We start from the raw sequence: 26303 nt of genomic DNA on the forward strand, positions 1-26303 counted from the left end.
GCGCCAGCCTCGCCCAACCGGAGTGTTTCCATGAACCGCAAGACCGCCCTGCTGACCGGCATCGCCGGCGCCTTCCTCATCGCCGCGCCTGCGCTCGCCCAGGACGCCACGACGCCGCAGACGCCCGAACCGGCTTCCGCTGAGGCGGCTGCGGCTCAACCCCAGAGTCTGACCCTGAGCCCCGGCGCGACCGTCAAGAGCGCCGACGGCTCCGAGATCGGCAAGCTGGTCGGCGTCCAGAACGGCGCCGGCGGCCAGGAGCTGACGGTGCGCACCGCCGATGGCCAAGTCCACCCGGCGCCCCTGGCCGGCATCCGTCAGGACGGCGCCGACATCGTCATCAACGCCACCCTGGCCGACGTTGAGGCCGCCGCCCCCATCGCCTCCCCGAACGCGGCCCAGCCGACCCCGGACGCCGAGCCCGCGCCCCCGGCCGACGCGCCGCACTGATGTATCGGCTCCGATAAGGAAGGGGCGGCCCGTCGGGCCGCCCCTTTTTCATGCGCGACGATCAGTCGTCAGGCCCGTCGCTTGACCAGGCCCAACAGGAACAGCAGCACCACGGCGCCGATGGTGGCGACGATGACGCCCACGATCCAGTTGCCCGCGGCGTCCACGCCCAGAAGATTGTTGGCCAGGAAGCCGCCGATCAGGGCGCCGGCGACGCCGACGACCAGATTGGTCAGCAGGCCGTGATCCCGCTTCATGATCTTCTCGGCCAGCCATCCGGCGACGATGCCGATGATGATCCAGGCGATGAATCCAAATCCGTCCATGTGTCGTCCTTCCTTAAACTGTCTGCCTTGGCCGTTAATGCGCGGGTCCGCCTCGGGTTGCGCCGCGCGCCCCGCTCGCGGACTTCACCTCTCAGGCGAAACCGGCACGGCGCTTGCGACGAACCGACCTGCCCGTGCCGATCCGGCACAGGCCGAGGGAGAGACAGGAGCGTCTTCATGCCCGCCGAGATCGACCTTCACCTGGGCCGCCGTCTGCGCCGCCGCCGCCGCCTGCTGGGCCTAACCCAGCAGCAGCTGGGCGACCGCGTCGGCATCCGTTTCCAGCAGATCCAGAAATACGAGTGCGGGGCCAACCGCATCTCGGCCGCCCGGCTGTGGGAGCTGGCCGAGGCTCTGCAGACGCCGGTCAGCTACTTCTACGACGGCGCCGGCGAAGGCCCTGTAGTCGCGCCGGTCGAAGGGGTCGAGGCCGGCCTGTCGGGGGCGTTGAAGGGCGAGGAGACCCTGGACCTGATCCGCACCTACAGCCGACTGGGCGAACATCCGCGCCGACGCCTGCTGGACCTGGCCCGCTCCCTGGCCGAAGCCGCCTGATCCTCGTCCCGCCTATCGCGCCGGGGGCCCGGCGGTGTATGGCCGGGGCCATGACCGAGCTGGAATCCTTCGCTGTCGAACTCTCGCGTGAGGCGGCGCGCGCCGCCCTGCCCTTTTTTCGCGGCGACTTCGCCCAAGAGGACAAGGGCGGGCCGGGGGCCTTCGACCCCGTCACCGAGGCCGACCGCGCGGCCGAGGCGGCCGTCCGCCGCCTGATCGCCGCCCGCTATCCCGAGCACGGCGTCATCGGCGAGGAATACGGCGAGGACCGCCCCGACGCCGAGCGGGTCTGGGTGCTGGACCCGATCGACGGCACCCGCGCCTTCATCGCGGGCCTGCCCCTGTGGACCACCCTGGTCGCCCTGCGCCGGGAGGGCGCGCCGGTGATCGGCGCCGTCGGCCAGCCCTATCTGGGCGAGGTCTTCCTGGGCGGTCCCTCGGGCGCGCGCCTGCTGAAGGACGGCGCCGAGACCCCGCTCAGGACCCGCGTCTGCCCCGACCTTGCCCAGGCCCTGATCGCCACCACCGATCCCGAGATTTTCGTCGGGGCGGACCGCGCCGCCTGGGACCGTCTGCGCGGCGCCGCGCGCCTGGCCCGACTGGGCTGCGACGCCTACGCCTACGCCATGGTCGCGGCCGGGCGCATCGACCTGGTGGCCGAAAGCGAGCTGAAGGTCTGGGACTGGTCGGCGCTGAAGCCTGTGGTCGAGGCGGCGGGCGGCCGTTTCACCGACTGGCGGGGCGAGGCGCCGCACGCGGGGGACGGTCGCGTCCTGGCCGTCGGCGACCCGCGCCTGACGGCCCAGGCCCTGCCCCTGCTCGCCGCCGCCGTCGCCGCCTGACGGCTCAGAGCAGCTCGACGGTCCGCGCGGCCGGGGAGGGCGAGGCCGTCCCGGCCGACGGCGCCACATAGTCAGCCAGGGCGTCGAACTCGTGCAGGAAGACGCCGCGCAGCGCGTCGACCTCCATGATCACCTCATGCCTGGCCGTCGGGACCTCGACGTAGCGGCCTCGACCCAGGCGGCGGGCGGCCCAGCGGTTGGTCTGTTTCCAGACCTTGTCGTCCTCGCCCGCCTGAACGACGCAGACGGGAATCTTCACCGCCTTCAGCGCGCGCGGCTTCAGCGCCCGCTCGCCCGCGTCGAGGCCGAAAGCCAGCCAGCCCCAGGTCGGCCCGCCGATGGCCAGGTGCGGGCAGGCGTAGAGCTGCTGACGCCACAGGTCGTAGCGCGCCCGATCCGAGGTCAGGGCGTCCTTCTCGAAGCTGTGGTCAAAGGGGTCGTCCGCGTCGTCCAGGACATAATCCCCCGCCTTGCCGTGCCGCAGGGCCCAGCGCACCGCCAGCTTGACCGACCACATCGACCGCTTGCCGGTCTTGATCCTGAGCATGGGACTGGACAGCAGGGCGCCGGAAAAGCGGCTTTCGCCGCCTTCCAGGGTCAGCAGGTTGAGGCAGCCGCCCATGGAATGGCCGACCATGATCCAGGGCTTGGGCGCGCGCGCCTCATAGGCGTCCAGCAGGCGAGCGTAGTCGTCCAGGAACTCCTCGACGGCGCGGGCGTGGCCGCGCAGCCGGTCGGGCAGCAGCCGCGCCGACAGGCCCTGGCCGCGCCAGTCGTGAGCCAGGACGCAGAAGCCGCGCGCCAGGAAGTTGCCGATGACCTCGAAATACTTCTCGATCGGCTCGGTGCGGCCGGTGCTCAGCACCACGGTGCCGCGCGGCGTCGGGGCCTGCAGGGTCGAGGGTCTCCAGAAGGCGGCGCGCAGGCGCAGGCCTCCGGCCCCGCGGAACCAGTCGCCCTCGCCCCCCGGCGGCGAGGCGGCGCCGGGAACCCCCATCAGCGGGGCATGGGCGGCGAAGGCGGCGGTACGGGTCACTCGGGCTTCCTGAACTTCAGCGTCATGCGGTCGCTTTCGCCGATCGCATCATATTTGGTCCGGTCGAACTCGGGATTGGCCGGCTCGCCGAGCGGCGCCGTCAGGCGGCGCGGCGGCAGGGTCTCGACCCCGAAGGGGTGGTCCTTGGTGTCGGCGGGGTTGGCGTTGATCTCGGACGCCTCGACGAAGACGAAGCCGGCCTCCTCGGCCAGTTGCTTGACGAAAGCCTCCTGGACGTAGCCGTTGGCCGCCGCCGGGTCCTGGTCCTCGTCGGGCTGCAGCCGGTGTTGCTCGACCCCCAGAACGCCGCCCGGGCGCAGGGCGGCGAAGGCGTCGGCGAAAGCCTTCTCCGCGATGCCCGCCGCCATCCAGGCGTGGATGTAGCGCATGAACAGCACCATGTCGGCCGTGCCCGCCGGCGCCACCGGCGGCGAGCCGGGACCGAAGGCGGTGAATTGGACCGGGCCGTACAGCTTCTTGTCGGCCAGGATGCGGGCCTTCAGCGCATTGTTGATGGCCACCTGGGCCGGATCGGCGTGCGGCCCCTCGACGAAGCCCGCCAGATAGAGGGTCCCGCCGCCCCTGTTCAGATAGGGCGCCAGGATCTCGGCGTACCAGCCGCTGCCGGGCCAGAAGTCGACCACGGTCATCCTGGGCTGCAGGCCGAGGAAACGCAGGGTCTCGACCGGATGGCGCCAGGCGTCGCGCGCCTTGTCGTCGGCGGTGCGCCAGGCCCCGGCCACGGCCCATTCCAGCGACCCCTCGGGCGGGCCCTTGGGGGCCTCCGGCTCGGCGGGGGCCGCCTTGTCCTTCCGGCGGCCGCAGGCGGACAGGCCCAGACCCGAGACGCCCAGGGCGGCCGCGCCCATCAGGACGGAACGTCGGCTCGATCGTTCTGTCATGCGCGCATCCTTTCGCCAGCCGGCATCGTCCCTCCCGTCGGGGGCTTAAGGCGCTTCTGCGCCAGCGTCAAAACCCGCGAGGCCATCAGTCGGCGGTCTCCGGCTTGCGGAAGCGCAGGGTCATGCGGTCGCTCTCGCCGACGGCGTCCAGCGCGGCGCGTTCGGCGATCGTCAAGGCGCGGCCGTCGCGTTCCGAGGTGCGGTTGGGCTTGAGCGTCCACACGCCGAACGGGTGATCGCGGTCATCCTTGGGATTCGCGTTCAGTTCGCTGCGCGCCTCCAGTTCGAAGCCGGCGCGGCGGGCGGCGTGGATCAACCAGCTTTCGGGCACATAGCCGCTGGGCGCCGTCTCGGCGACGTTCAGCCCCTCGGCGCTGCGGTGCTGTTCGACAGCCAGCACGCCGCCGGGCTTCAACGCCTTGAAGAAGGCCGCCAGATAGGGCTCGACCCGGCCGTCGCGCGCCCAGTTGTGATAGGCGCGGGCCGTCACCACCAGGTCCGCCGTCCCGTCCGCGACGCCCATGCCCTCCAGCGGTCGGCCGACTGGGACGTAGCGGCCGCCGGTCGCCGCCGCATAGGGCTCCAGGATGTTGCGCCACCAGCCGGTGCCGCCGGGCTCGACCTCCACCACCGTCAGGCCGGGCCGCAGGCCCCAGAAGGTCAGGGTCTCGAACGGATGGCGGTCGCCGTCGCGGGCGCGGTCGGCCTGCGGCCGGGCGGTCGAGGCTACGGCGGCCTGCAGGGCCTCGTCCTCGGCGAAGACGGGCATCTCCATCGACAGGCCCTGGCGATGCGGCAGGGGCGCGGCGTCCGGCGGCGGCGTCTGGGCCAGGGCGGGGGAGGCGGCGAGCAGGGACGCCGCAGCGGCGGCGAGGACGAGGGATCGCATGAAGGCTCCGGTCCTGAGACAAGGTGTAGGAAATGCATACGGCGCTTCGCGGCGACGGCAAGGCGCCGATGCGGCAAGCGACGATTTCGCGCGCCCCTTGCGCCTGGAAAACGGCCCCCTACCTCTTCTTCGAGAGCGCCGATCCTGGGCTCTCCAGACCCGGCGGGGCCGAATGCGGGCCGTCAGGTTTGAAAACCTAACGCCGACCGGGGCTCAAATCGCCGGGCGGCTCAACCTTGCTGAACGTCAGAAGGATGACCCATGCGTACCTATGATTTCTCGCCGCTGTACCGCTCCGCCGTCGGCTTCGACCGCCTGGCCCGTCAGCTGGAAAGCGCCGCGCGCTCCAGCCAGGAGAACGGCTGGCCTCCCTACAACATCGAAACGACGGGCGAGGACGCCTATCGCATCGAGATCGCCGTCGCCGGTTTCTCGGCCGATGAGCTGAACATCGAGGCGAAGGAGAACCTGCTGACCGTCACCGGCAAGAAGGCCGCCAACGACGACGGCGCCGCTCAGCGCACCTTCCTGCATCGCGGCCTGGCCGAGCGCGACTTCGAGCGCCGCTTCCAGCTGGCCGACTATGTGGTGGTGAAGGGCGCGGCCCTGGCCAACGGCCTGCTGACCCTCGACCTCAAGCGCGAACTGCCCGAGGCCCTCAAGCCGCGCCGCATCGAGATCGCGGCCGGCCCGGCCCTTATCGAAGGCAAGGCCGAGCCCAGGGCCAAGAAGGCGGCCTGAGGCTTTCAGCCTGACTGATCCCTCGAAGGGGGCGGCGTTCGCGTCGCCCCTTTTTTCGTGCGCACTATGAATTCCGCTCATCCCCGCGGAAGAGAGGTTACGCCTAGGCGGCGTTCAGGTCCGCCGGGTCCAGGCCGCGCGCCCCGGCGATCTGGGCGCCGGTGAAGTCGGCCTGCTTGATCTGAGCGCCGTGCAGCAGGGCGCGGCTGAGATCGGCCTCGGCCAGTACGGCGCGGCGCAGGTCCGCGCCCGTCAGGTCCGCCCCGCGCAGGATCGCCCCCGTCAGGTCGACCGGAAGCAGCCGGTCCGCCGCCAGCATCAGCGGCCCCATCTGGGCCTCGCGCAGGTCCGCCCCGTTCAGCCGCGCCCGGGTCAGCCGCGCCCCGCGCAGGTCCGCCCGGCGCAGATTGGCCGAGCGCAGGTCCGCGCCTTCCAGCTGGGCCCCCTGCAGTTGCACCCCCTCCATGTCCAGGCCGTAGAAGACCGCCCCCTTGGCCGACAAGGCCGTCAGGTTCAGCCCGCGAATGGAGACCAGCGGGCGCAGGTCGACCCCGTCGAACACCGAGGGCCGCCCCTCGGCGCCGCCCGTCTCGCACCACTGGGCGTGCTCGCGCAGCATTTCGGCGGCGGGCATCTGGCTGACCGGCTCGCCCGCCGGGCGGTTGTCGGTCAGGGCGCCTTCCATATTGGCCCCGTCGGTGCGCCACATGGTGGCCTTGACGCCCACCAGGATGGCGTCGGTCAGGTCGGCGCCCGACAGGTCCGCCCCCGACAGGTCCGCCCCGGCCAGGTCGGCCCCGCGGAAGCTGGCCTGCTTCAGATTGGCCCGGACCAGCTTGCAGTCCTTCATGATGGCGTCGGTGAAGTCGGCGGCCACGGCGATGACGCCGGTCAGGCGCGAGCGCTGCAGATTGGCCCCGGCCAGCACGGCGCCCTGGGCCTGGGTGTCCGCGCGCTTCCTGGCCTCGACGACGCGGAAACCCAGCTTGGAATCCTTGGCGGCGATGGTGCCTTCGCGCAGGTCGGCCTCGAACAGGTCGGCACCCGACAGGTCCGCCCCGCGCAGACAGGCGCCGCGCAGGTCCGCCCGGCGCAGGCTGGCGTCGACCAGGGTCACATCCTGCATGTCCGCGCCGAAGAAGTTGGCGTTGTCCAGCTTGGCGCCCGTCAGGTCGCAGCCTATCAGGCTGGCGGCGGCGAAATCGGCGTCGGCCAGGTTGCGCCCGCGCAGGTTCAGGCCCGACAGGTCCATCCAGGCGAAGACGGCCCGCGCCCCGCCGGGCCGCGCCTGCCACAGCCGGTCGTGCTTCAGGCAGACGGCGTCGACCTCTTCCTGGGTCAGCTTCCTGCGGACGGGGTCGGCGGCGTCGATCATGCCCTCAACATGGCTTACGCCCCTTAAGGAAGCTTTGCGGAAACAAGGCGTTCCGAACGCTATTCGGTCAGCAGACCCTGGGCGCGCAGGGCCTGGGCCAACTCGCCTTCCTGGGTCCACAGCCGGGTGTAGCCGGCCTCGCCCAGACGGTTCAGCTCGGTCGTCAGGTCGGCGCGCGGCGAGGCCGCGAACCGGCCGTCGAAGCCTTCGCCGTCCAGGCTGACGCGGACCATGGGACGGCCCGTCTCGAGCCGGTGCAGGAACCCCTCGCACAGGACCGCCGCCTCCTCGGCCAGCAGGCCGGTCTCCACCGTCAGACCGGACTGGCGCAGCCGCTCCGTGCCCCGCCCCGAGGCGAAGGGCGACGGATCCAGCGCCGCGATCACCACCCGCTCGACCCCGGCCTCGGCCAGGAAATGGGCGCAGGACTTGCGCCCCGACGAGCGGGCGCCGCAGGGCTCCAGGGTGACGTAGGCGGTCGCCCCCTTCACGGCCTCGCCCGCCTCGGGCACGGCCTGTTCCTCGGCGTGGGGACGCCCGCCGGGGGCCGTCGCCGCCTCGGCCAGCAGGGCCCCGTCCTTGACCAGGACGCAGCCGACCGCCGGATTGGGCCAGGTGTCGCCCATGCGGGCCAGGGCCAGGTCGATGGCCCGCCGCATGAAGACGGCGTCGTCGCCCGCGCCGCTCACGCGGCCGTTCCCGGCATCGCCGGCAGGGGCTGGGCCCGTCCCGCGTCCAGATAGCGGGCGGCCGTCGGCTTCAGCGCGGCGTCCAGGTCGATCTCCAGCGGATTGCCGGTCGGGATCTCGACGTCGACGATCTGGTCGTCCGGCACGGCGAACAGCAGCTTGACGATGGCCCGCAAGGAGTTGCCGTGGGCGGCGATCAGCACGTCCTCTCCGGCCTTCAGGCGCGGGGCGATCTCAGCGTCCCAATAGGGCTGCACCCGGTCCAGCGTGGTCTTCAGGCTCTCGGTGTCCGGGATCTCCTTGCCGGCGTAGCGAGGGTCGGCGCCGAAATCGAACTCCCCGCCCGGGGCCAGGGGCGGCGGCGGCACGTCATAGCTGCGGCGCCAGATCTTGACCTGATCCTCGCCGTGCTTGGCCGCGGTCTCCGCTTTGTCCAGCCCGGTCAGGCCGCCGTAGTGGCGCTCGTTCAGGCGCCAGTCCTCGATGACAGGCACGTCCTTCAGGCCCGCCGCGTCCAGGGCCAGGGCGCCGGTGCGCTTGGCCCGCGTCAGCACCGAGGTGAACATCACCGCCGGCTTGAAGCCGGCCTCGGCGATCAGCTCGCCGCCGCGCCGCGCCTGGGCCTCGCCCTCGGCCGTCAGGTCGACGTCGACCCAGCCGGTGAAGCGGTTCTCCAGGTTCCACTGGCTCTGGCCGTGGCGCAGCAGGATCAGGCGGGTCATGAGGGTCTCCGGGAGCATCCGTATCTTCGCTTCTCGCTAGGCCCCCGACGCGGGGGCGGTCAAGGTTTCGCCGCGCGAGGAAATATCCGTCGCCCTCGGCATCAATAATGCGCACGGCGCGTTGTTGGCCTCTCGCAAGCGGGGCGGCTATACGATGACGTCAAGCTGCGGCCCCGCGCCGTTTCGGACGCACTTCAGGAAGACCCATGCAAAAGCCCCGCCAGGACATCCGCCCCAATACGGCGGAGTATGAGACCCTGCCCCTGGTCAAGCCGACCGGCTTTCGCGAATACGACGCCCGCTGGATCCTGGAAAAAGAGATCAACCTGCTGGGCATCCAGGCCCTCGGCCTGGGCCTGGCCACCTATGTCCACGAGATCGGCGTGCGGCCCCGCATCGCCGTGGGCCACGACTTCCGCGCCTATTCCCTGTCGGTCAAGCAGGCGCTGATCCTGGGCCTGCTGGAAGGCGGCATGGAGGTGCTGGACATCGGCCTGGCGCTGTCGCCGATGGCCTATTACGCCCAGTTCGCCCTGGACTGCCCCTGCGTCGCCATGGTCACCGCCAGCCACAACGAAAACGGCTGGACCGGCGTCAAGATGGGCGCCCAGGCGCCGCTGACCTTCGGCCCCGACGAGATGGGCCGCCTGAAGGAGATCGTCCTGGACGGCCAGGGCGTGGCCCGCCCCGGCGGCAAGCTGGAGCGCGTCGAAGGCTTCCGCGACACCTACATCAAGGACGTGGCGTCCAAGGTGAAGCTGTCCCGCCCGCTGAAGGTCGTGGCCGCCTGCGGCAACGGCACGGCCGGCGCCTTCGCCCCCGAGGTGCTGCGTCTGATGGGCGCCGAGGTGATCGAGATGGACACCGACCTCGACTACACCTTCCCCAAATACAATCCGAACCCGGAAGACCACGCCATGCTGGTGCAGATGGCGGCCAAGGTGAAGGCGACCGGCGCCGACCTGGCCCTGGGCTTCGACGGCGACGGCGACCGCTGCGGCGTGGTCGACGACACGGGCGAGGAGATCTTCGCCGACAAGATCGGCCTGATGCTGGCGCGCGACCTGTCGGCCCTGCACCCCAATGCCACCTTCGTCGTCGATGTGAAGTCGACCGGCCTGTACAAGACCGACGAGGTGCTCAAGGCCAACGGCGCGACCACCGTCTATTGGAAGACCGGCCACTCCTACATCAAGCGCAAGACCGCCGAACTGGGGGCTCTGGCCGGGTTCGAGAAGTCGGGCCACTTCTTCCTATCGGGCGATCTGGGCCACGGCTATGACGACGGCCTGGTGGCGGCGGGCGCCGTTCTGGCCATGCTGGACCGCAACCCCGGCAAGAGCCTCAGCGAACTGAAGACCGCCCTGCCCGACGCCTGGACTTCGCTGACCATGTCGCCGCACTGCGACGACGAGCTGAAGTATGACGTGCTGGCCAAGATCGTGAAGGAGTACGAGGACCTGGCGGCCTCCGGCGGCGAAATTCTCGGCCGCAAGATCGTCGAGGCCATCACCGTCAACGGCGTGCGCGTCCACCTCGAGGACGGCTCCTGGGTGCTGGTCCGCGCCTCCTCCAACAAGCCGGAACTGGTCGTGGTGGTCGAGAGCATGCGCTCCGCCGACGACATGCGCGACCTGTTCCGCAAGGAGATCAAGCCGCGCCTGGCCGCCCACCCGGAAATCGGCGCCTTCAACCAGGAAATCTGACGCCGCTTTCTCCTCCCCACATTGTGGGGAGGGGGACCGCGAAGCGGTGAAAGGGCTTGCGACGGCAAACCACAGAGCCCCTCCGTCACGGCCGCTTCCGCGCCCGCGCCACCTCCCCACATTGTGGGGAGGAGAAGATTGACCTTCCTGCCCGCCTCTGGCGTCTTCCCCCCATGCACGACATCGCCGCCGTCCTCCCCGTGGTCATCGTCGGCGGCGGGTTTTCCGGCGCCATGCTGGCCGCGCGCCTGGCCGAGCGGGGCCAGGCCTCGGTCCTGATCGAGCGCGGCGAACAGGTCGGCCTCGGCGTCGCCTACGCCGCCGACCTGGACGAGCACCGCCTCAACGTCCGCGCCGAACGCATGAGCGCTCGACCCGACCAGCCCGCCGACTTCGTCAACTGGCTGACGGCCTGCGCCCCCGCCTTCGCCGACCCGAACGGCTTCGCCCCGCGCCGCCTCTACGGCCTCTATGTCCAGGCCCGCCTGATGGAGGCGGAAACCGCCCATCCCGGCCGGATCCGGCGCGTGAGGGGCGAAGCCGTGCGCCTGGACGGCCAGGCGGTCATCCTGGCCGACGGCGTCCGCGTCGCGGGGCGCGCCGTGGTCCTGGCCACCGGCAATCCGGCCCCGCGCCCCGTCGCGCCGGGCGAAGGCCCGCGCCGCATCGCCGATCCGTGGGCGCGCGGCGCCCTGGCCGCCGTCGGGGCCGACGACGCCGTCCTGATCCTCGGCACGGGCCTGACCATGGTCGACGTGGTTCTGGCGCTGCAGGCGCAGGGCTGGCGCGGCCGGGCGACGGCGATGTCGCGGCGCGGCCTGACGCCCCGCGCCCACCGCGCGCATCACGATGCGCCAGTCGAACTGCCGCCCGAGGCCCTGACCGGGCCCCTGTCGAACCGCCTCGCCTCGGCCCGACGCCTGGCGCGCGAGCACGGCTGGCGAGGTGTCATGGAGGGCTACCGCCCCATCACCGCCGAGCTTTGGAGCGCCGCGACGACGACCGAGCGCGCCCGCTTCCTGCGCCATCTGCGGCCGTGGTGGGACGTGCATCGCCACCGCATTGCTCCCGAGATCGCCGCGGCCCTGGACGCCCTGATCGCGGCGGGCCGCCTGAGCGTCGTCGCCGGGCGCGTGCAGGCGATCCAGACGGATGACCAAGGCGCCACCCTGACTCTGCGCGCCCATGCGGGCGATGTTCAGCGCCTAGTCGCCGACTGGCTGATCGACTGCACCGGCCCCGGCCATGACGCCGCCCGCGCGCCCCTGACCGCCGCCCTGATCGCCGAGGGCCGCGCCCGCATCGACCCCGTCGGCCTCGGCCTCGACCTCGACGCCGAAGGGCGCGTGATCCACGCCGACGGGACCGCCGACCCCGGCCTGTTCGCGTTGGGACCGCCCGCCCGCGCCGCCTTCTGGGAGACCATCGCCGTGCCGGACATCCGCCAGCGCATCGAGGCCCTGGTCCGCGTCCTGACGGCCTGACCCAGGCGACGCCTCGGCGGTCGAAACTTCCAACAAGCGGCGCCTTGCTCTGCGCGACTTAGCGTCTGGCGGGCCTTTTCCGGGTCGGCTATCACCGGCGCAGGAGAGGAAACATAATAATGAACCGCCACCGCACGCGCGTCCTCGGCGACCGCACCCTCGCGCCCGAAACCCTGATGATGGGCTACGGCTATGATCCGGCCCTGTCGGAGGGCGCGATCAAGGCGCCCCTGTTCCAGGCCTCGACCTTCGTCTTCAAATCGGCCGAGGACGGCAAGCGCTTCTTCGAGGTCGCCTATGGCCTGCGCCAGCGCGACCCGGACGAGGCGCTGGGCCTGATCTATTCGCGCATCAACAACCCGAACCTGGAGATTCTCGAGGACCGCCTGGCCGTCTGGGACAAGGCCGACAAGGCCCTGGTCTTCTCCAGCGGCATGGCCGCCATCTCGACCGCCATGCTGGCGCTGGTGCGGCCCGGCGACGTCATCGTCTATACGGCCCCGGCCTATGGCGGCACCGAATACCTGTTCGACCGCATCCTGCCCCGCTACGGCGTCAAGGCGATCAGCGTCCCCGCCGCCGAGGGCGCCGACGCCCTGGACGCCGCCATGATCGCGGCGGCCGCGCAGGCCAAGACCACCGGCGGACGCCTCGCCGCCGTCTATCTGGAGACCCCCGCCAACCCGACCAACCAGCTGGTCGACATCGCTCGCGCGGTGTCCGGCGCCAGGGCTTTGGGTCAGGCCGAACCGCCGGTCATCGCCGTCGACAACACCTTCCTCGGCCCCCTGTGGCAGAGCCCGCTGGCGCTGGGCGCCGACCTCGTCCTCTACTCCCTGACCAAATACGTCGGCGGCCACTCGGACCTGATCGCGGGCGGCTGCCTGGGCGGGGCGGAGCTCATGGCGCGCGTCGGCGAGATGCGGACCATCTGCGGCACCACCGCCGCCCCGCACACCGCCTGGCTGCTGCTGCGCAGCCTGGAGACCCTGCACATCCGCATGGAGCGGGCGCAGGAGAACGCGCTGATCCTGGCCGAGCGGCTGCGCGCCGATCCGCGCGTCAGCGCCGTCCTGACCGCCGGCGGGCCGGACGCCTCGCCCGAACAGCAGGCGATCTTCGAGGCCCAGTGCACGGGCTCCGGCTCGACCTTCGCCCTGGAGCTGCCCGGCGGCGAGGCCGAGGCCTTCCGGATGCTGAACGCCCTGCGGCTGTTCAAGCTGGCCGTCAGCCTGGGCGGCGCCGAGAGCCTGGCGTCGCACCCGTCCAGCATGACCCACTCGGACTACACGCCGGAGGCCAAGCGGCGCAGCGGCATCGGCGACAACCTGGTGCGCCTGTCGGTCGGCATCGAGAACGTCGAGGACCTGTGGGCCGACCTGGATCAGGCCCTGACCGCGATCTGAGGCTTCCAGCGGCGGGCGATCAGCCCGCCGCCTTCACCGCCTCGGCGACGTCGTTGACGACGCGCTTGACCAGGGCTTCGTCGTCGCCCTCGGCCATGACGCGTATCAGTTTCTCCGTGCCCGACGGACGCACCAGCAGGCGGCCCGACCCGTTCAGGGCCGCCTCGGCCTCGGCCATGGCGGCCTTGACCCTGGCGTCGTCCAGCGGCTTGCCCGCCGTATAGCGGACGTTCTTCAGCAGTTGCGGCACCGGCTCGAACTGGCGCGCCAGTTCGCTCATCGGCGCGCCCGCCTCGACCAGGACGGCCAGCACCTGCAGCGCCGCCATCAGACCGTCGCCGGTCGTGGCGTGGTCCTTCAGGATGATGTGGCCCGACTGTTCGCCGCCGATATTGAAGCCGCCCTCGCGCATCCGCTCCATGACGTAGCGGTCGCCGACCTTGGTGCGCTCCAGCGTCAGCCCCTCGGCCTTCAGGCGGCGCTCCAGGCCCAGGTTGGACATGACGGTGGCGACCACGCCGCCGCCGTTCAGCCGCCCCTTGCGGGCCCAGGCCAGGCCGATCAGGGCCATGATCTGGTCGCCGTCGACCACATGGCCCTTCTCGTCGCAGATGATGACCCGGTCGGCGTCGCCGTCCAGGGCGATGCCGATGTCGCAGCGATAGCGCTTGACCGCCTCGGACACCGTGGCCGGATGGGTCGAGCCGCACTCGGCGTTGATGTTCAGGCCGTTCGGCTCCACCCCGACGGGGAAGACCTCGGCGCCCAGTTCATAGAGGGTCGTCGGGGCCACGCGGTAGCCGGCGCCGTTGGCGCAGTCGATGGCGATGCGCAGCCCCTTCAGGCTCAGCCGCTTGGGGAAGGCTTGCTTGGCGATCTCGATATAGCGCGGCGGGGCGTCGTCGATGCGCTTGACCCGGCCCAGCTTGTTCGACGGCGCCAGGTCCTGGTCCAGGGCCCCGTCCATCATGGCCTCGAGCTTCAGCTCGATCTCGTCCGACAGCTTGTAGCCGTCCGGCCCGAACAGCTTGATGCCGTTGTCGGCGTAGTCGTTGTGCGAGGCCGAGATCATGATGCCCAGATCGGCGCGCATCGAGCGGGTCATCATCGCCACGCCCGGCGTCGGCAGGGGGCCGAACGTCCGCACGTCCATGCCGACGGAAGCCAGGCCCGCCACCAGCGCCGGCTCGATCATATAGCCGGACAGGCGCGTGTCCTTGCCGATCACCACCAGATGGCGCCGGTCGTCGTCGGTGCGGAACAGCCGCCCGGCGGCCAGGCCGACGCGCAGGGCCACCTCGGCCGTCATGGGATGGGTGTTGGCCCGGCCGCGGATGCCGTCGGTGCCGAAGTATTTTCTCTCGCCCAAGGGCGCGGTCCTTCGCTGACGGTCTCGGAATTGCAAAGAAACCTTCCGAAACCCATTTTTTGATGTCGCCGCCGCCGCGATTTCCTAGATGCGGTCTTCAGGAGCGAAGGCAGAACCCTTTCGCTTACCCCATTTTCGCGGTCGCGCGCAAAGCGGCCGCCGCGTCCCGATCGGAGCAGACCCCATGTGCGGCATCATCGGCGTCACCGGAACTGGCCCCGTCGTCCCCCGCCTGGTCGACAGCCTGAAGCGGCTGGAGTACCGCGGCTACGACTCGGCCGGCATCGCCGTCCAGAACGGCCAAGGCATCGAACGCCGCCGCGCCAAGGGCAAGATCCGCGAGCTCGAGGCCGTGCTGAACGCCGATCCGGTCGCCGGGACGGTCGGCATCGGCCACACCCGCTGGGCCACCCACGGCGCCCCGACCACGACCAACGCCCACCCGCACAAGGCCGGGCGCGTCTGCCTGGTCCACAACGGCATCATCGAGAATTTCGCCGAGCTGAAGGCCGAGCTGGAGGCCGAGGGCCGCGTCTTCGAAAGCCAGACCGACACCGAGGTCGTGGCCCATCTGCTGGACCACAAGCTGGCGGCGGGGATGACCCCGCTGGACGCCTTCAAGGCGACGCTGGACCGGCTGACCGGCGCCTATGCGCTCGCCGTACTGATCGAGGGCGAGGACGAGCTGATCCTCGGCGCGCGCCGGGGCAGCCCCCTGGTCGTCGGCTGGGGCGAGGGCGAGATGTATCTGGGCTCTGACGCCCTGGCCGTCGGCCCGTTCACGCAGAAGATCTCCTACCTCGAGGAAGGCGACTACGTCGCTGTGACCCGCACCGGGGCGCGCATGTTCGACGCCTCGGGCCGCCCGGCCGACCGCGCCGTGGTCCAGGTCTCCGCCTCCTCCGCCCTGGTCGAGAAGGGCGAGTACCGCCACTTCATGGAGAAGGAGATTCACGAGCAGCCCGACAGCGTCCAGCACACCCTGTCGGAATACCTCGACTTCGTCTCCGGCAAGGCCAAGGTCCAGGCCGTGGACTTCGCCGCCGTCGAGCGCATCCAGATCGTCGCCTGCGGCACCGCCTTCTACGCCGGCCAGATCGGCAAATACGCCTTCGAACGCTATGCAGGCCTGCCCTGCGACGTCGAGATCGCGTCCGAGTTCCGCTATCGCCATCCGGCCGTGGCCAAGGGGACGCTGGCCGTCGCCGTTAGCCAGTCGGGCGAGACCGCCGACACCCTGGCCAGCCTGACCTGGTGCAAGGCGCAGGGGCTGAAGACCGCCGCCGTGGTCAACGTCCACTCCTCCTCCATGGCGCGCGAGGCCGAAATCCTGTGGCCGACCCATGCCGGGCCGGAGATCGGCGTCGCCTCGACCAAGGCCTTCACCGCCCAGGTCGCCGCCCTGCTGTCGCTGGCCGTCGCGGCGGGCGTGGCGCGCGGCAAGATCGACGCCGCCCAGGAGGCCGAACTGGTCAAGGCCCTGTTCGAGTCCCCGCGCCTGATCGCCGAGGCCCTGCAGATGGACGCTGGCATCCACGCCCTGACTCTGGACCTGGCCAAGGCCCGCGACGTCCTCTTCCTGGGCCGCGGCCCGATGTTCCCCCTGGCCATGGAAGGCGCGCTGAAGCTGAAGGAGATCAGCTACATCCACGCCGAGGGCTACGCCGCCGGCGAGCTGAAGCACGGCCCCATCGCCCTGATCGACGAGGCGACGCCGACCGTGGCCCTGGCCCCGCTGGACGACCTGTTCGAGAAGACCGCCTCCAACCTGCAGGAGGTGGCCGCGCGCGGCGGCCCGGTCATCATGATCGCCCCGCAAAAGGCGCCCGACCCGCACGGCGCCGGAATCCGCCGCGTCGACGCCCCGGACTGCCCGGCCCTGATCGCCCCCCTGGTCTACGCCGTGCCGATGCAGCTGCTGGCCTATTACACCGCCGTCCAGAAGGGCACGGACGTCGACCAGCCGCGCAACCTGGCCAAGTCGGTGACGGTGGAGTGATCCCGTTCCCCTTCTCTCCTTGTGGGAGAAGGTGGGCGCCGGAGGCGCTCGGATGAGGGGCGGCGGGCGGGCATGAAAGCCGAACTCGCCGACAGCGCCTCTTCATCGGCCTCCATGTCCACACCCCTCATCCGGCCTGCTTCGCAGGCCACCTTCTCCCACAAGGGGAGAAGGGCGGGTCTGTGCGTTTGGAAGCCTCGCCAATTACGCCTATGACGGGCACGCCCCAAGGCTGTTCAGGACGATCCATGACGACCTCTCCCGCCCGCCTGCGCAAGGCGGTCCTGCCCGTGGCCGGTCTCGGCACCCGCGTGCTGCCCGGCACCAAGACGACGCCGAAGGAGCTTCTGAACGTCGTCGACCGGCCGATCCTCTCCTACATCGTGGAAGAGGCGCGCGAGGCGGGGATCGAGCACATCGTCTTCGTCACCGGCCGCGCCAAACAGGCGATCGAGGACTATTTCGACCACCAGATCGAGCTGGAGGCCCAGCTGGCGGCCAAGGGCAAGACCGAGCTCCTGGCGGCCATGAATGCCGAACTGGCCCGCGCCGGCGAGATGAGCTTCACCCGCCAGATGCAGCCCAAGGGCCTGGGCCACGCCGTCTGGTGCGCCCGCGACATCATCGGCCATGAACCCTTCGCCGTCATCCTGCCGGACGTGATCGTGGATTCGCAGCCCGGCGCTCTGAAGCAGCTGGCCGAGGTCTATGCCGAGGTCGGGGGCAACGTCATCGGCGTCGAGGCCGTGCCCGAAGCCGAGACCCACAAATACGGCATCGTCGACCCGGCCGACCGCGACGGCCGCCGCTTCGCCATGAAGGGCATGGTCGAAAAGCCCAAGCCGGGCACGGCGCCGTCCAATCTGTCGATCTCGGGCCGCTACATCCTCCAGCCGGAGATCTTCGACCTGCTGGAGACGCAGGAGCGCGGCGCCGGCGGCGAGATCCAACTGACCGACGCCATGGACCGGCTGATGCGCTCCCAGCCCTTCACCGCCTATGAATACGAAGGCGTGACCCACGACTGCGGCGACAAGATCGGCTTGCTGCGCGCCAACGTCGCCCTGGCCCTGAAGCGCCCCGACCTGGGCGAGGCCACCCGGGCCGCCATCACCGCCCTGCTCTGAACCGGTCGCCTCGGCCGGGCCGTCCGCACGCTTTTGTGTAACGGAGCCGCTGGAACGTCCGGTTTCTGGCCGGGCGCGACCGGCGCATGCGGCGTATCATCAAGTCCGGTCGGGCGCCGACCATAGCGGAAGGAGGAGGCTCGGCGAGCGGGCGATCAGGAGATGCGACATGCATACCATGATCCTCAGCGCCGCCGCGCTGATCGCGAGCGCCGCAGCCCTGCCAAGTCAGGCGCAGCACCCGGCGCGAAACCCCGCTGACGACGTCGTCGTCGTTTTCTACGCCGATCTCGACCTGACCCGTCCCGACCAGGCCCGCATTCTCGACCACCGCCTGAACGTGGCCGCGCGCCGGGTGTGTGACGACGCCCGCCTGGTCATCAGCCACTATCGGCTGCGTCATCTGTGCGTCCGCGAGGCCCTGGCCGACGCCAGAGGCCAGATCGGGTCGGCCCGCCTCTCGAAAACCGCCCAGATCGCCCCCCTGAGCGCCATCGTCAGGCGCGCTTCCTAGCCGTCGACCGTCGCCGCCGACCGCCGCGCGCATTCATCCCGGCTTTCGCCGCCTCCCGCCTTGGGCTAGGCAGGACAGGCGAAGACAAGACAGACTGGGTTCGACGAATGCGCGTGATCATCCTCGGCGGCGACGGCTTCTGCGGCTGGCCCACGGCCCTGCACCTTTCGGCGCGGGGCTGGGACGTGTTGATCGTCGACAACCTCAGCCGCCGCGACATCGACAATGAGCTGGAGGTCCAGTCCCTGACGCCGATCCGGCCGATGGGCGAACGCCTCAGGGCCTGGAAGGCGGTCTCGGGCCGCGACATCGGCTTCGTCAACATGACGGTGGGCAAGGAGTATGATCGCCTGCTGGCCCTGCTGCGCGACTTCCGGCCCGACTCCGTGGTCCATTTCGCCGAACAGCGGGCCGCCCCCTATTCGATGAAGTCGGCGCGGCACAAGCTCTACACCGTCGACAACAACATCAACGCCACCAACCACCTGCTGGCCGCCATGGTCGACAGCGGCCTGGACATCCACCTGGCCCACCTGGGCACCATGGGGGTCTATGGCTACGGCACGGCGGGGCTGCGCATCCCCGAGGGCTACCTCAGCGTCACGGTGGACACCGACCACGGCCCCGCCCGCCAGGACATCGTCTTCCCGCCCAATCCCGGCTCGGTCTATCACATGACCAAGACGCTCGACGCCCAGTTGTTCCAATTCTACGCCAAGAACGACGGCCTGCGGATCACCGACCTTCACCAGGGCATCGTCTGGGGCGCCCAGACCGAGGAAACGAGACAGGACGAGCGGCTGATCAACCGCTTCGACTACGACGGCGACTACGGCACGGTGCTCAACCGCTTCCTGATGCAGGCGGCGGTCGGCTATCCGCTGACGGTGCACGGCTCGGGCGGTCAGACGCGGGCCTTCATCCATATCCAGGACACGGTGCGCTGCGTCGAACTGGCGCTGAAACACCCGCCCAAGCGGGGCGACCGGGTCAAGATCCTCAACCAGATGACCGAAAGCCGCCGCGTGCGCGACCTCGCCGCCATGGTGGCCGAGATGACGGGCGCCGAGATCCACAACGTCGCCAATCCGCGCCAGGAGGCCGATGAGAACGAGTTGGTCGTCGCCAACGACCAGTTCCGCGAACTGGGGCTCAAGCCCATCACCCTGGCCGAGGGGTTGATGGCCGACGTGACCGAGATCGCCCGCCGTTACGCCGACCGCGCCGACCGCGCCAAGATTCCCTGCGCCTCGGCCTGGAACGCCGGCCGCGCCCAGGCGCTGCAGCAAGACGGCCAGGCGGAGGAGGCCGAGGCCGCGCCGCCCGCTCGCTCCCTCTCGGCCTGAGTTCAAGACGCGTCATGACACATCCCGCCTCCGTTCCCGCCTTGCTGGTGTTCGGCGGCGGCTACCTGGGCAGGGCCGCAGCGCTGGAGGCGATCCGGCGCGGCGGCCGGGCGGCGGCCACCTCGCGCGACGCCGATGTTCGCCGCCGATTGCAGGACGAGGGCGTCGAGGCGATCGACCCGGCCGACCCCGCCGCCCTGGGACGGGCCCTGGCCGAGGCCCGCGCGGTGCTGATCACCGCCCCGCCCGACGACCTGGGCTGCCCGGCCCTGCGGTCCCTGGGGGCCGTCGCCGGCGCGGCCTGGCCCGACTGGGTCGGCTACGTTTCCTCCACCGCCGTCTATGGCGACCGCGGCGGCGGCTGGGTGTTCGAGGACAGCCCCCTGAACGCCCCCACCCTGGAAGGGGCGCGCCGCGCCCGGGTCGAGCGCGACTGGCTGGACGCCGCCCAGGGCATGGGACTGACGCTGCAGATCTTTCGCCTGCCGGGCTTCTACGGGCCGGGACGCAGCGTGATCGACCGTCTGCGCGCGGGCACGGCGCGCTTGGTGCGCAAGCCCGGCCAGGTGTTCAACCGCATCCATGTCGACGACATCGTGTCGGGCCTGTTCGCCTCCATGGCCCGGCCCCGGCCCGGCGGCATCTACAACCTGACCGACGACGAGCCGTCTTCCGCCGACGTCGTCACCGCCTGGGCGGCCGAGCGGCTGGGCCTTCCGCGCCCGCCCGAGGTCGACTGGACCGCGCCCGAGGTCAGCGAGGCCATGCGGCGCTTCTACCTGGACTCCAAGCGCGTCTCCAACGCCCGCGCCAAGGCCGAACTGGGCTGGCGACCGCGCTACCCCTCCTACCGCGAGGGACTGGAGGCGATCCTGGCGGCCGAAGCCGGCTGACACGAAAAAGGCGCGCCGACCGAAGCCGGCGCGCCCATTGCGCTCAAGCAGCGAGCCGCCCCGCGGCGAGCGATAGCGAACCCGGATGCGCTCAAGCAGCGAGCGACCGCGTCGCGAGCGTTAGCGCTCTGAACTCAGAACGGCAGGATGTTGCGCTGGCGGCTGTAGCTCATGGTGCCGACGTTGGCGCCCAGGCGCAGGCCGACGCCCGTGCGGATGGGGGCCAGGACGATGCCGTCGGCGCGCTGATAGTTCACGCCCAGGCCGGCGACCAGATAGGCCGAGCCCTCGACGCCCGGATAGCGGCGATAGAGCATGTCGGGATGGTAGAGGCCGTACACCAGGGTGAAGACCCGGCTCGCGTTGCCGCCCCAGTCCCAGCCGATCGAGGCGCCCTGCCAGAACACCTCCTGCGAGGCCGACAGGTCCTTCATGTGCAGGGCCCCGCGGCCGTAGCGCAGGCCGGCCACCACGGCGCCGGCGCCTTCCTCGCCCGCGATATAGGCGGTCGGACGGTCGCCCTGTTCGGCGAAGATGCGCTCGATGGCGCCGCCCATGGCCTCGGCGGCGATGCCCAGCTCGCGCGAGCCGGCCGCGACCAGCTCGTCGAAGGTGTAGGCCTGGGCGTTGGTGTCCGAGGCGATGGGATAGTTGGGATCGGCCGGCGGGCGGCTGGCGCAGGCGCCCAGGCCGGCGGGCAGGGCGCCGGCGGCGGCGAGACCGAGGCTGGTGCGGATCAGTTGGCGGCGGTGCATGGTCTAGGCTCCCGGCAAAGGACGGTCCGCCCGTCGTCGCGGGCTTGGCCTACCGTCCGTGCCTTTTACGGCAGCCTTGGGGCCTCAAGGTTAACAGAACCTTGCTTGGCCATATTCAAGGCCGCTGCAGCTTCGCCCGATGGCCTCAAGTGGCGCGAAGCGCGATGTGCACGGGGAAAGTCCCCCCAGATCAAGCACCGAGGCAACGCCTCAGTGCTTGTCCGTCTTGCTCGCGATCCAGTCCATCAGGGCCAGAAGCACCCCGGAGACGACGAAGGTCAGGTGGATGACCACCGCCCACAGCAGCGCCGCCTGGTCCAGCGGATAGTCCGGCTTGCCGATGTTCATGAAGCTCTTGAGCAGATAGATGGCCGAGATCGCCACGATGGAGGCGATCAGCTTCATCTTCAGGCCCGAGAAGTCGACGGTGCCCATCCACGGCGGCCGATCCACGTGGTTCTCGTCCAGGTCCAGCTTGGAGACGAAATTCTCATAGCCGGAATAAAGGACGATCAGCAGCAGATTGCCCGCCAGCGACAGGTCCACCAGGCTGAGGATGGCCAGGATGGCGCCGTCGGACTTCATGTGGCCTTCGCCCATCACGAAGGCCTGCGGCACGTAGTAGATCAGCTCGCGCACGAAAACCACGAGCAGCATCACCAGGGCCGCGACCAGGCCGAGGTAGAAGGGGGCCATCAGCCAGCGCGCCCGGAACAGGTTCCGTTCGAACTGCGTCTCGGCCCATGGCTTCTTCTCGGCCATGGTCAGCTTCTCAGCGTGGCGCCGGCCTTGGCCGCGGCGGCGACGACCTTGGCCGTAAGGGCCTCGATCTCGGCTTCGGTCAAGGTGGCGGCGCGGGGCTGGATCTCGACCTCCACAGCGATCGACTTCTGGCCGTCCGGTACGCCCTGGCCGCGATAGACGTCGAAGACGCGGACGTCGACGATCAGGGCCTTGTCGGCGCCAGCCACGGCGCGGGCAAGATCGCCCACGGCCCTGGCCTCGTCCATCACGAAGGCGAAGTCGCGGGTCAGGGGCATCAGGTTCGGCAGGTCCGCCGAACCGCGCGCCTTGCCGCCCTTGCCGCGCGGTTCCGGCACGGAATCGAGCACGATCTCGAAGGCCAGCATCGGCCCGTCGGCGTCCAGCGCCTTCAGCACGCGCGGGTGCAGGGCGCCGAACTCGACGATGACGTTCTTGGGCCCGAGCTGCAGCCGGGCCGAACGACCGGGGTGCCACCAGTCGCGGTTCGAGCCTTGCGCCAGCTGCAGGGAGGCGACCGGCGCGCCGATCTCCTCCAGCACGGCCATCAGGTCGCCCTTCAGCGCGAACAGAGGATCCTCCCCCGTCCCGCCCCAGTGGCGGTCGGGGTGCGGCGCGACCAGGCCGGCGATGACGGTGCGCTGGCCGGTCGGCTGGTCGTCCAGATAGATGGGGCCGATCTCGAACAGGGCGACGTCGGCATGGCCGCGCGCAGCGTTGCGCGCCGCCGCCTGGATCAGGTTCGGCAGGGCCGAGGGCCGCATGCAGTCCAGGTCCGCCGCGATCGGGTTCTCCAGCACCAGACGCTCGTCCCCGCCGCCGAACAGGGCCGCGATCGACTGCTTGGTGAAGGACCAGGTGACGGCCTCGGCGTAGCCCAGGGCGGCCAGGGCGCGACGGGCGGTGCGCACGCGCGCCTGACGCGGGCTCAGCACGCCGCCCGCCTTGGGGGCCAGCGGGGGCAGGGGCGTGTCAGGCAGGGCGGCGAAGCCGTGGATGCGCGCCACCTCCTCGACCAGGTCGGCCGGGCCTTCCACGTCGCGGCGCCACGACGGCGGCGTCACCGACCAGGGCGATCCGCGCATGACGGTGAAGCCCAGGGCGAACAGGATCTCGAAGATCCGGTCCTCGCCCAGGTCCATGCCCGACAGGCGCTTCACATAGGCCGGATCGAAGGCGAAGCTCTCGGGGGCCGCCGGGGCCCGGCCCGCGACCACCACCTCAGACGGCTCGCCGCCGCACAGGTCGAGGATCAGTTGCGTCGCCAGCTCCAGCCCCGGAACCACCGAGGCCGTGTCGACGCCGCGCGCGAAACGGTACTGGGCGTCCGAGTTGACGCCCAGCGAGCGGCCGGTCTGGGCCATGGCGATGGGGTCGAACCAGGCGCTCTCGACGAAGACGTCGACCGTCTCGTCCGAACAGCCGGTCGAGACGCCGCCCATGACGCCGCCCAGGCCGACGGCGCGCTCGCCGCCGGCGTCCGCGATGACGCAGTCGCCCGCGCCGGGCGCATAGGTCTTGCCGTCCAGGGCGACCAGGCTGTCGGCCTCGCCCCGGCCGCCGCGCACGACGATCTCATGCCCTTCCAGCTTGGCCAGGTCATAGACGTGCAGCGGCCGCGCCCGATCGTAGGAAACCAGGTTGGTGATGTCGACGAGACGGTTGATCGGACGCAGGCCGATGGCCGTCAGCCGCTGCTGCAGCCATTCCGGCGACGGACCGTTGCGGACGCCTCGGATCACCCGCCCGGCGAAGACCGGGCACAGGTCGGGGCGGTCGATGCGCACCGTCGCCGGCGAGGCGAAGGCGCCGGGCGCCGGCGCGATCGGCGGCGTCGTCAGCCGGCCCAGGCCGGCGGCGGCCAGGTCGCGGGCGATGCCCGCCACGCCCAGCCAGTCGGGCCGGTTCGGCGTGACCTCGAAGTCGATCACCGGCTCGGCGCCGAAGACGCCCGCCGCCGGGGTTCCGACCTGCAGCTCGTCGGACAGCTCCAGGATGCCGTCGCTGTCGTCGGCCAGCTCCAGCTCGGCGCCCGAGCACAGCATGCCGTTCGACACCACGCCGCGCACCGGCTTCTCGACCAGGGTCACGCCCAGGCCGGGCACATAGGCGCCGATGGGGGCGTAGATGGTGGTCAGGCCTGCCCGCGCGTTCGGGGCGCCGCAGACGATCTCCTTCAGACCATCGACGGTCTCGACCTGGCAGACCTGCAGGCGGTCGGCGTTGGGATGGCGCTCGGCCGAGACGATCTTGGCCACACTGAAGGGGGCCAGGGCCGCGATGGGATCGTGGACCTCCTCGACCTCCAGCCCGGCCATGGTCATGGCCTCGGCGACCTGATCGACCTCGGCCTCGGTGGCCAGGTGGCTCTTCAGCCAGGAAAGCGTGAACTTCATTGCGTCGCCTCGACCTGAGGCTCGGCCAGGGCCTTGGCCATGTTGTCGAGGAAGTCGGCCGCGCCCGTGAAGCCGACGCCCAGGAAGCGGCAGTTGACGAACTGGCAGTTCCTGAACGGGATCGGTCCGGTGACCCGCTGCGGCCCCTGCGGCGCCAGCATCAGGTTGCGCGGATCGCCATGGGCGTCGCCCATGTTGCAGCCGTCGAAATTGCAGCCTTCCAGCGGCAGCAGGACGGCCGGCCCCTCGATCAGGCAGTTCTCGAACCGTCGGCCCTCGATGACCATGGCGCCGGCGCGGGCCGTCTCCATGAACAGCTGGGGCAGCCAGACGCTCTTGCCGACATAGGCCGGACCGGGGCCGAGGAGTTCGAGGGTGATGGCGGTGTCAGTCATATCGGTCTTTCGGATACTGGGAGGGGAAGAGGCGTCATCCTGGACGACGCGGCTCACTCCCCGGCCTGGGCGCGGGCGCTCAGCAGACCTTGTTCAAGTTGATCGAGGCTCTCAGCGGCGGCGGTGAAACCGACCTGGACGAAACGGCAGCGCTCGAAACGGCAGTTGGCCATGCCGATCACGCCGGCAATCTTTTCCCCACGCGGATCGAGCAGCAGGGTGCGCGGATCCTCGGCCATGCCCATGTTGCAGCCGTCGAACGTCGTGCCGTCCATGACCGCCATCACCGCCGGTCCCTCGATGAGGCATTCGGTAAAGGTCTTGCCGTCGATGAAGGTCTGGCCCGCGTTCATGTGATGCACCGCCAGGGACGGCAGCCAGACCGCCTCCTTCTGGAAGGCGGTGCGAGCGACGAGTTCACGGCCGAACTTCTCCTCGGCGGACATCGCGGTCTGATCGGTCATGGCGCGTCTTTCTCTATTCAGCTGAGGCCCGACGCCGGGTTCGGCGCGGCGAAGGCGGAGAAGCCGTAGTGCGCCAGCCAGCGCGTGTCGGCCTCGAACATGGGGCGCAGGTCGGGCACGCCGTATTTCAGCATGGCCAGGCGGTCGACGCCCATGCCGAAGGCGAAGCCCTGATACTCGTCCGGGTCGATGCCGCAGTTGCGCAGCACGTTCGGGTGCACCATCCCGCAGCCCAGGATCTCGAGCCAGTCCTCACCCTCGTTCAGGGTCAGCTTGCCGCCCGAGCGGTCGCAGCGGATGTCCATCTCGGCCGAGGGCTCGGTGAAGGGGAAGTGGTGCGGGCGGAAGCGGGCGTGAACGTCGTCCAGCTCGAAGAAGCGGGCGATGAAGGTCTGCAGCGTCGTCTTCAGGTGGCCCATGTGGATGTCGCGATCGATCACCAGACCTTCGATCTGGTGGAACATCGGCGTGTGGGTCGCGTCGGAATCCTTACGGAAGGTGCGGCCGGGAGCGATGATGCGGATCGGCGGCGTCTGCGACATCATGGTGCGGACCTGCACCGGGCTGGTGTGGGTGCGCAGCACCTTGCGCTCGCCCGTTTCCGGGTCAGGCTTGAGGAAGAAGGTGTCGTGCATCTCCCGCGCCGGATGCTTGGGCGGGAAGTTCAGGGCGGTGAAGTTGTGGAAGTCGTCCTCGATGTCCGGCCCCTCGGCCACGGCGAAGCCCATGTCGGCGAAGATGGCGACCATCTCGTCCATGACCTGCATGGTCGGATGCACCCCGCCCTTGCGGCGCGGACGGTTGGGCAGGGTCAGGTCGACGCGCTCGGCCAGCAGGCGGGCGTCCAGCTCGGCGGCCTCCAGCTCGGCCTTCCTTGCGGCGAGGGCGGCGGCGACGCGGTCGCGCAGGCCGTTGATCTTGGGCCCCTGCTCGCGGCGTTCGTCGGGGCTGAGCGCGCCCATGCCCTTGAGCAGGGCCGAGACGGTCCCCGTCTTGCCGAGGGCGGCGACGCGCACCTCCTCGATCGCAGCGACGCTCGAGGCCGCTCCGATGGCGTTGATCAGGTCGAGTTCTAGCTGGGCGAGATCGGTCATGGTCCGCAGCGTCTAGCCCGCCACGGCCGTCACGCAAAGCCTTTCAGCGTCGATCCGCCTCAGTCC

26 protein-coding genes are annotated in these 26303 nt (G+C 70.4%); 12 read left to right on the forward strand and 14 right to left on the reverse strand.

The annotated features are described in order from the left end of the window. Positions 1–30 precede the first annotated feature (30 nt). A complete protein-coding gene (locus tag D8I30_RS04435) occupies positions 31–450 on the forward strand; it encodes a superoxide dismutase (RefSeq protein ID WP_121481665.1) in 420 nt (139 codons plus the stop codon). A gap of 68 nt (positions 451–518) precedes the next feature. Here the strand turns inward: D8I30_RS04435 and D8I30_RS04440 are convergent, their stop codons facing one another. Beyond that, the gene (locus D8I30_RS04440; protein ID WP_121481666.1) at positions 519–776 is read right to left on the reverse strand and encodes a GlsB/YeaQ/YmgE family stress response membrane protein; all 258 of its coding nucleotides are present in this window, start codon (positions 774–776) and stop codon (positions 519–521) included. A 177-nt stretch (positions 777–953) separates the two neighbouring features. Between D8I30_RS04440 and D8I30_RS04445 the strand changes: the two genes are divergently transcribed. Continuing rightward, positions 954–1331 carry a helix-turn-helix domain-containing protein gene (locus D8I30_RS04445; protein WP_121481667.1) on the forward strand — a complete coding sequence of 126 codons (378 nt, stop codon included), beginning with the start codon at positions 954–956 and terminating at the stop codon, positions 1329–1331. Positions 1332–1381: 50 nt separating this feature from the next. Further along, positions 1382–2173, forward strand: a complete 792-nt coding sequence (gene hisN, locus D8I30_RS04450) for a histidinol-phosphatase (protein WP_121483389.1) — start codon at positions 1382–1384, stop codon at positions 2171–2173. A 4-nt stretch (positions 2174–2177) separates the two neighbouring features. Here the strand turns inward: hisN and D8I30_RS04455 are convergent, their stop codons facing one another. From D8I30_RS04455 to D8I30_RS04465, 3 genes are all read right to left on the reverse strand, one after another. After that, positions 2178–3209, reverse strand: a complete 1032-nt coding sequence (locus D8I30_RS04455; RefSeq protein WP_121481668.1) for an alpha/beta fold hydrolase — start codon at positions 3207–3209, stop codon at positions 2178–2180. Next, positions 3206–4111 carry a class I SAM-dependent methyltransferase gene (locus D8I30_RS04460; RefSeq protein ID WP_121481669.1) on the reverse strand — a complete coding sequence of 302 codons (906 nt, stop codon included), beginning with the start codon at positions 4109–4111 and terminating at the stop codon, positions 3206–3208. Before D8I30_RS04460 ends, D8I30_RS04455 begins: the two co-directional genes overlap by 4 nt. A gap of 85 nt (positions 4112–4196) precedes the next feature. Next, on the reverse strand, positions 4197–5000 hold the full coding sequence (locus tag D8I30_RS04465) for a class I SAM-dependent methyltransferase (protein ID WP_121481670.1): 804 nt from the start codon (positions 4998–5000) through the stop codon (positions 4197–4199). A gap of 261 nt (positions 5001–5261) precedes the next feature. Between D8I30_RS04465 and D8I30_RS04470 the strand changes: the two genes are divergently transcribed. Further along, positions 5262–5741, forward strand: a complete 480-nt coding sequence (locus tag D8I30_RS04470) for an Hsp20 family protein (protein ID WP_121481671.1) — start codon at positions 5262–5264, stop codon at positions 5739–5741. A 103-nt stretch (positions 5742–5844) separates the two neighbouring features. Here D8I30_RS04470 and D8I30_RS04475 read toward each other — a convergent pair whose 3' ends face one another. The 3 genes from D8I30_RS04475 to gpmA are packed head-to-tail and all read right to left on the reverse strand — an operon-like array spanning position 5845 to position 8527. Next, positions 5845–7116 carry a pentapeptide repeat-containing protein gene (locus D8I30_RS04475; RefSeq protein ID WP_121481672.1) on the reverse strand — a complete coding sequence of 424 codons (1272 nt, stop codon included), beginning with the start codon at positions 7114–7116 and terminating at the stop codon, positions 5845–5847. Positions 7117–7175: 59 nt separating this feature from the next. Next, a complete protein-coding gene (locus D8I30_RS04480) occupies positions 7176–7805 on the reverse strand; it encodes a bifunctional diaminohydroxyphosphoribosylaminopyrimidine deaminase/5-amino-6-(5-phosphoribosylamino)uracil reductase RibD (protein ID WP_121481673.1) in 630 nt (209 codons plus the stop codon). After that, positions 7802–8527 (reverse strand): 2,3-diphosphoglycerate-dependent phosphoglycerate mutase, encoded by a 726-nt coding sequence (gene gpmA / locus D8I30_RS04485; RefSeq protein ID WP_121481674.1) that lies wholly within the window; start codon positions 8525–8527, stop codon positions 7802–7804. The genes D8I30_RS04480 and gpmA overlap by 4 nt, the downstream gene beginning before the upstream one ends. A 206-nt stretch (positions 8528–8733) precedes the next feature. Between gpmA and D8I30_RS04490 the strand changes: the two genes are divergently transcribed. The 3 genes from D8I30_RS04490 to D8I30_RS04500 all read left to right on the forward strand — a co-directional run bounded on the left by D8I30_RS04490 (position 8734) and on the right by D8I30_RS04500 (position 13123). Continuing rightward, entirely contained in the window at positions 8734–10233 is a 1500-nt protein-coding gene (locus D8I30_RS04490) for a phosphomannomutase/phosphoglucomutase (protein ID WP_121481675.1), read from the forward strand. Positions 10234–10406: 173 nt separating this feature from the next. After that, positions 10407–11717, forward strand: coding sequence for an FAD/NAD(P)-binding protein (locus tag D8I30_RS04495; protein ID WP_121481676.1), 1311 nt, complete (start codon positions 10407–10409; stop codon positions 11715–11717). Between the two features lie 119 nt (positions 11718–11836). Then, on the forward strand, positions 11837–13123 hold the full coding sequence (locus D8I30_RS04500) for a cystathionine gamma-synthase family protein (RefSeq protein ID WP_121481677.1): 1287 nt from the start codon (positions 11837–11839) through the stop codon (positions 13121–13123). A gap of 19 nt (positions 13124–13142) precedes the next feature. Here the strand turns inward: D8I30_RS04500 and glmM are convergent, their stop codons facing one another. Beyond that, positions 13143–14492, reverse strand: coding sequence for a phosphoglucosamine mutase (glmM, locus tag D8I30_RS04505; RefSeq protein WP_121481678.1), 1350 nt, complete (start codon positions 14490–14492; stop codon positions 13143–13145). A 184-nt stretch (positions 14493–14676) separates the two neighbouring features. Between glmM and glmS the strand changes: the two genes are divergently transcribed. The 5 genes from glmS (at position 14677) to D8I30_RS04530 (ending at position 20371) form a co-directional block, all read left to right on the forward strand. Continuing rightward, a complete protein-coding gene (glmS, locus tag D8I30_RS04510; RefSeq protein ID WP_121481679.1) occupies positions 14677–16491 on the forward strand; it encodes a glutamine--fructose-6-phosphate transaminase (isomerizing) in 1815 nt (604 codons plus the stop codon). Between the two features lie 248 nt (positions 16492–16739). Further along, positions 16740–17618 (forward strand): UTP--glucose-1-phosphate uridylyltransferase GalU, encoded by an 879-nt coding sequence (galU, locus tag D8I30_RS04515; RefSeq protein ID WP_121481680.1) that lies wholly within the window; start codon positions 16740–16742, stop codon positions 17616–17618. Positions 17619–17787: 169 nt separating this feature from the next. Continuing rightward, positions 17788–18132, forward strand: coding sequence for a UrcA family protein (locus D8I30_RS04520; RefSeq protein ID WP_121481681.1), 345 nt, complete (start codon positions 17788–17790; stop codon positions 18130–18132). Between the two features lie 107 nt (positions 18133–18239). Further along, positions 18240–19478: an NAD-dependent epimerase/dehydratase family protein gene (locus D8I30_RS04525; protein ID WP_121481682.1), complete on the forward strand. Its 1239-nt coding sequence runs from the start codon at positions 18240–18242 to the stop codon at positions 19476–19478. 14 nt (positions 19479–19492) lie between these two features. Continuing rightward, complete coding sequence (locus D8I30_RS04530) at positions 19493–20371, forward strand: SDR family NAD(P)-dependent oxidoreductase (protein WP_121481683.1); 879 nt, start codon at positions 19493–19495, stop codon at positions 20369–20371. 134 nt (positions 20372–20505) lie between these two features. On the opposite strand, the gene D8I30_RS04535 is transcribed toward D8I30_RS04530, so the two are convergent. The 6 genes from D8I30_RS04535 to pheS all read right to left on the reverse strand — a co-directional run bounded on the left by D8I30_RS04535 (position 20506) and on the right by pheS (position 26237). Continuing rightward, the gene (locus D8I30_RS04535) at positions 20506–21126 is read right to left on the reverse strand and encodes a DUF1134 domain-containing protein (RefSeq protein WP_121481684.1); all 621 of its coding nucleotides are present in this window, start codon (positions 21124–21126) and stop codon (positions 20506–20508) included. Between the two features lie 210 nt (positions 21127–21336). Continuing rightward, positions 21337–21888, reverse strand: coding sequence for a TIGR00645 family protein (locus D8I30_RS04540; RefSeq protein WP_121481685.1), 552 nt, complete (start codon positions 21886–21888; stop codon positions 21337–21339). 2 nt (positions 21889–21890) lie between these two features. Then, a complete protein-coding gene (gene pheT, locus D8I30_RS04545) occupies positions 21891–24284 on the reverse strand; it encodes a phenylalanine--tRNA ligase subunit beta (RefSeq protein WP_121481686.1) in 2394 nt (797 codons plus the stop codon). Next, a complete protein-coding gene (locus tag D8I30_RS04550; RefSeq protein WP_121481687.1) occupies positions 24281–24679 on the reverse strand; it encodes a pentapeptide repeat-containing protein in 399 nt (132 codons plus the stop codon). The genes pheT and D8I30_RS04550 overlap by 4 nt, the downstream gene beginning before the upstream one ends. A gap of 53 nt (positions 24680–24732) precedes the next feature. Further along, entirely contained in the window at positions 24733–25143 is a 411-nt protein-coding gene (locus D8I30_RS04555) for a hypothetical protein (protein ID WP_121481688.1), read from the reverse strand. Positions 25144–25160: 17 nt separating this feature from the next. After that, a complete protein-coding gene (gene pheS / locus D8I30_RS04560; RefSeq protein WP_121481689.1) occupies positions 25161–26237 on the reverse strand; it encodes a phenylalanine--tRNA ligase subunit alpha in 1077 nt (358 codons plus the stop codon). Positions 26238–26303 lie beyond the last annotated feature (66 nt).

Origin of the sequence: Brevundimonas naejangsanensis (assembly GCF_003627995.1) — a bacterium.
Taxonomy (GTDB): Bacteria; Pseudomonadota; Alphaproteobacteria; order Caulobacterales; family Caulobacteraceae; genus Brevundimonas; species Brevundimonas naejangsanensis_B.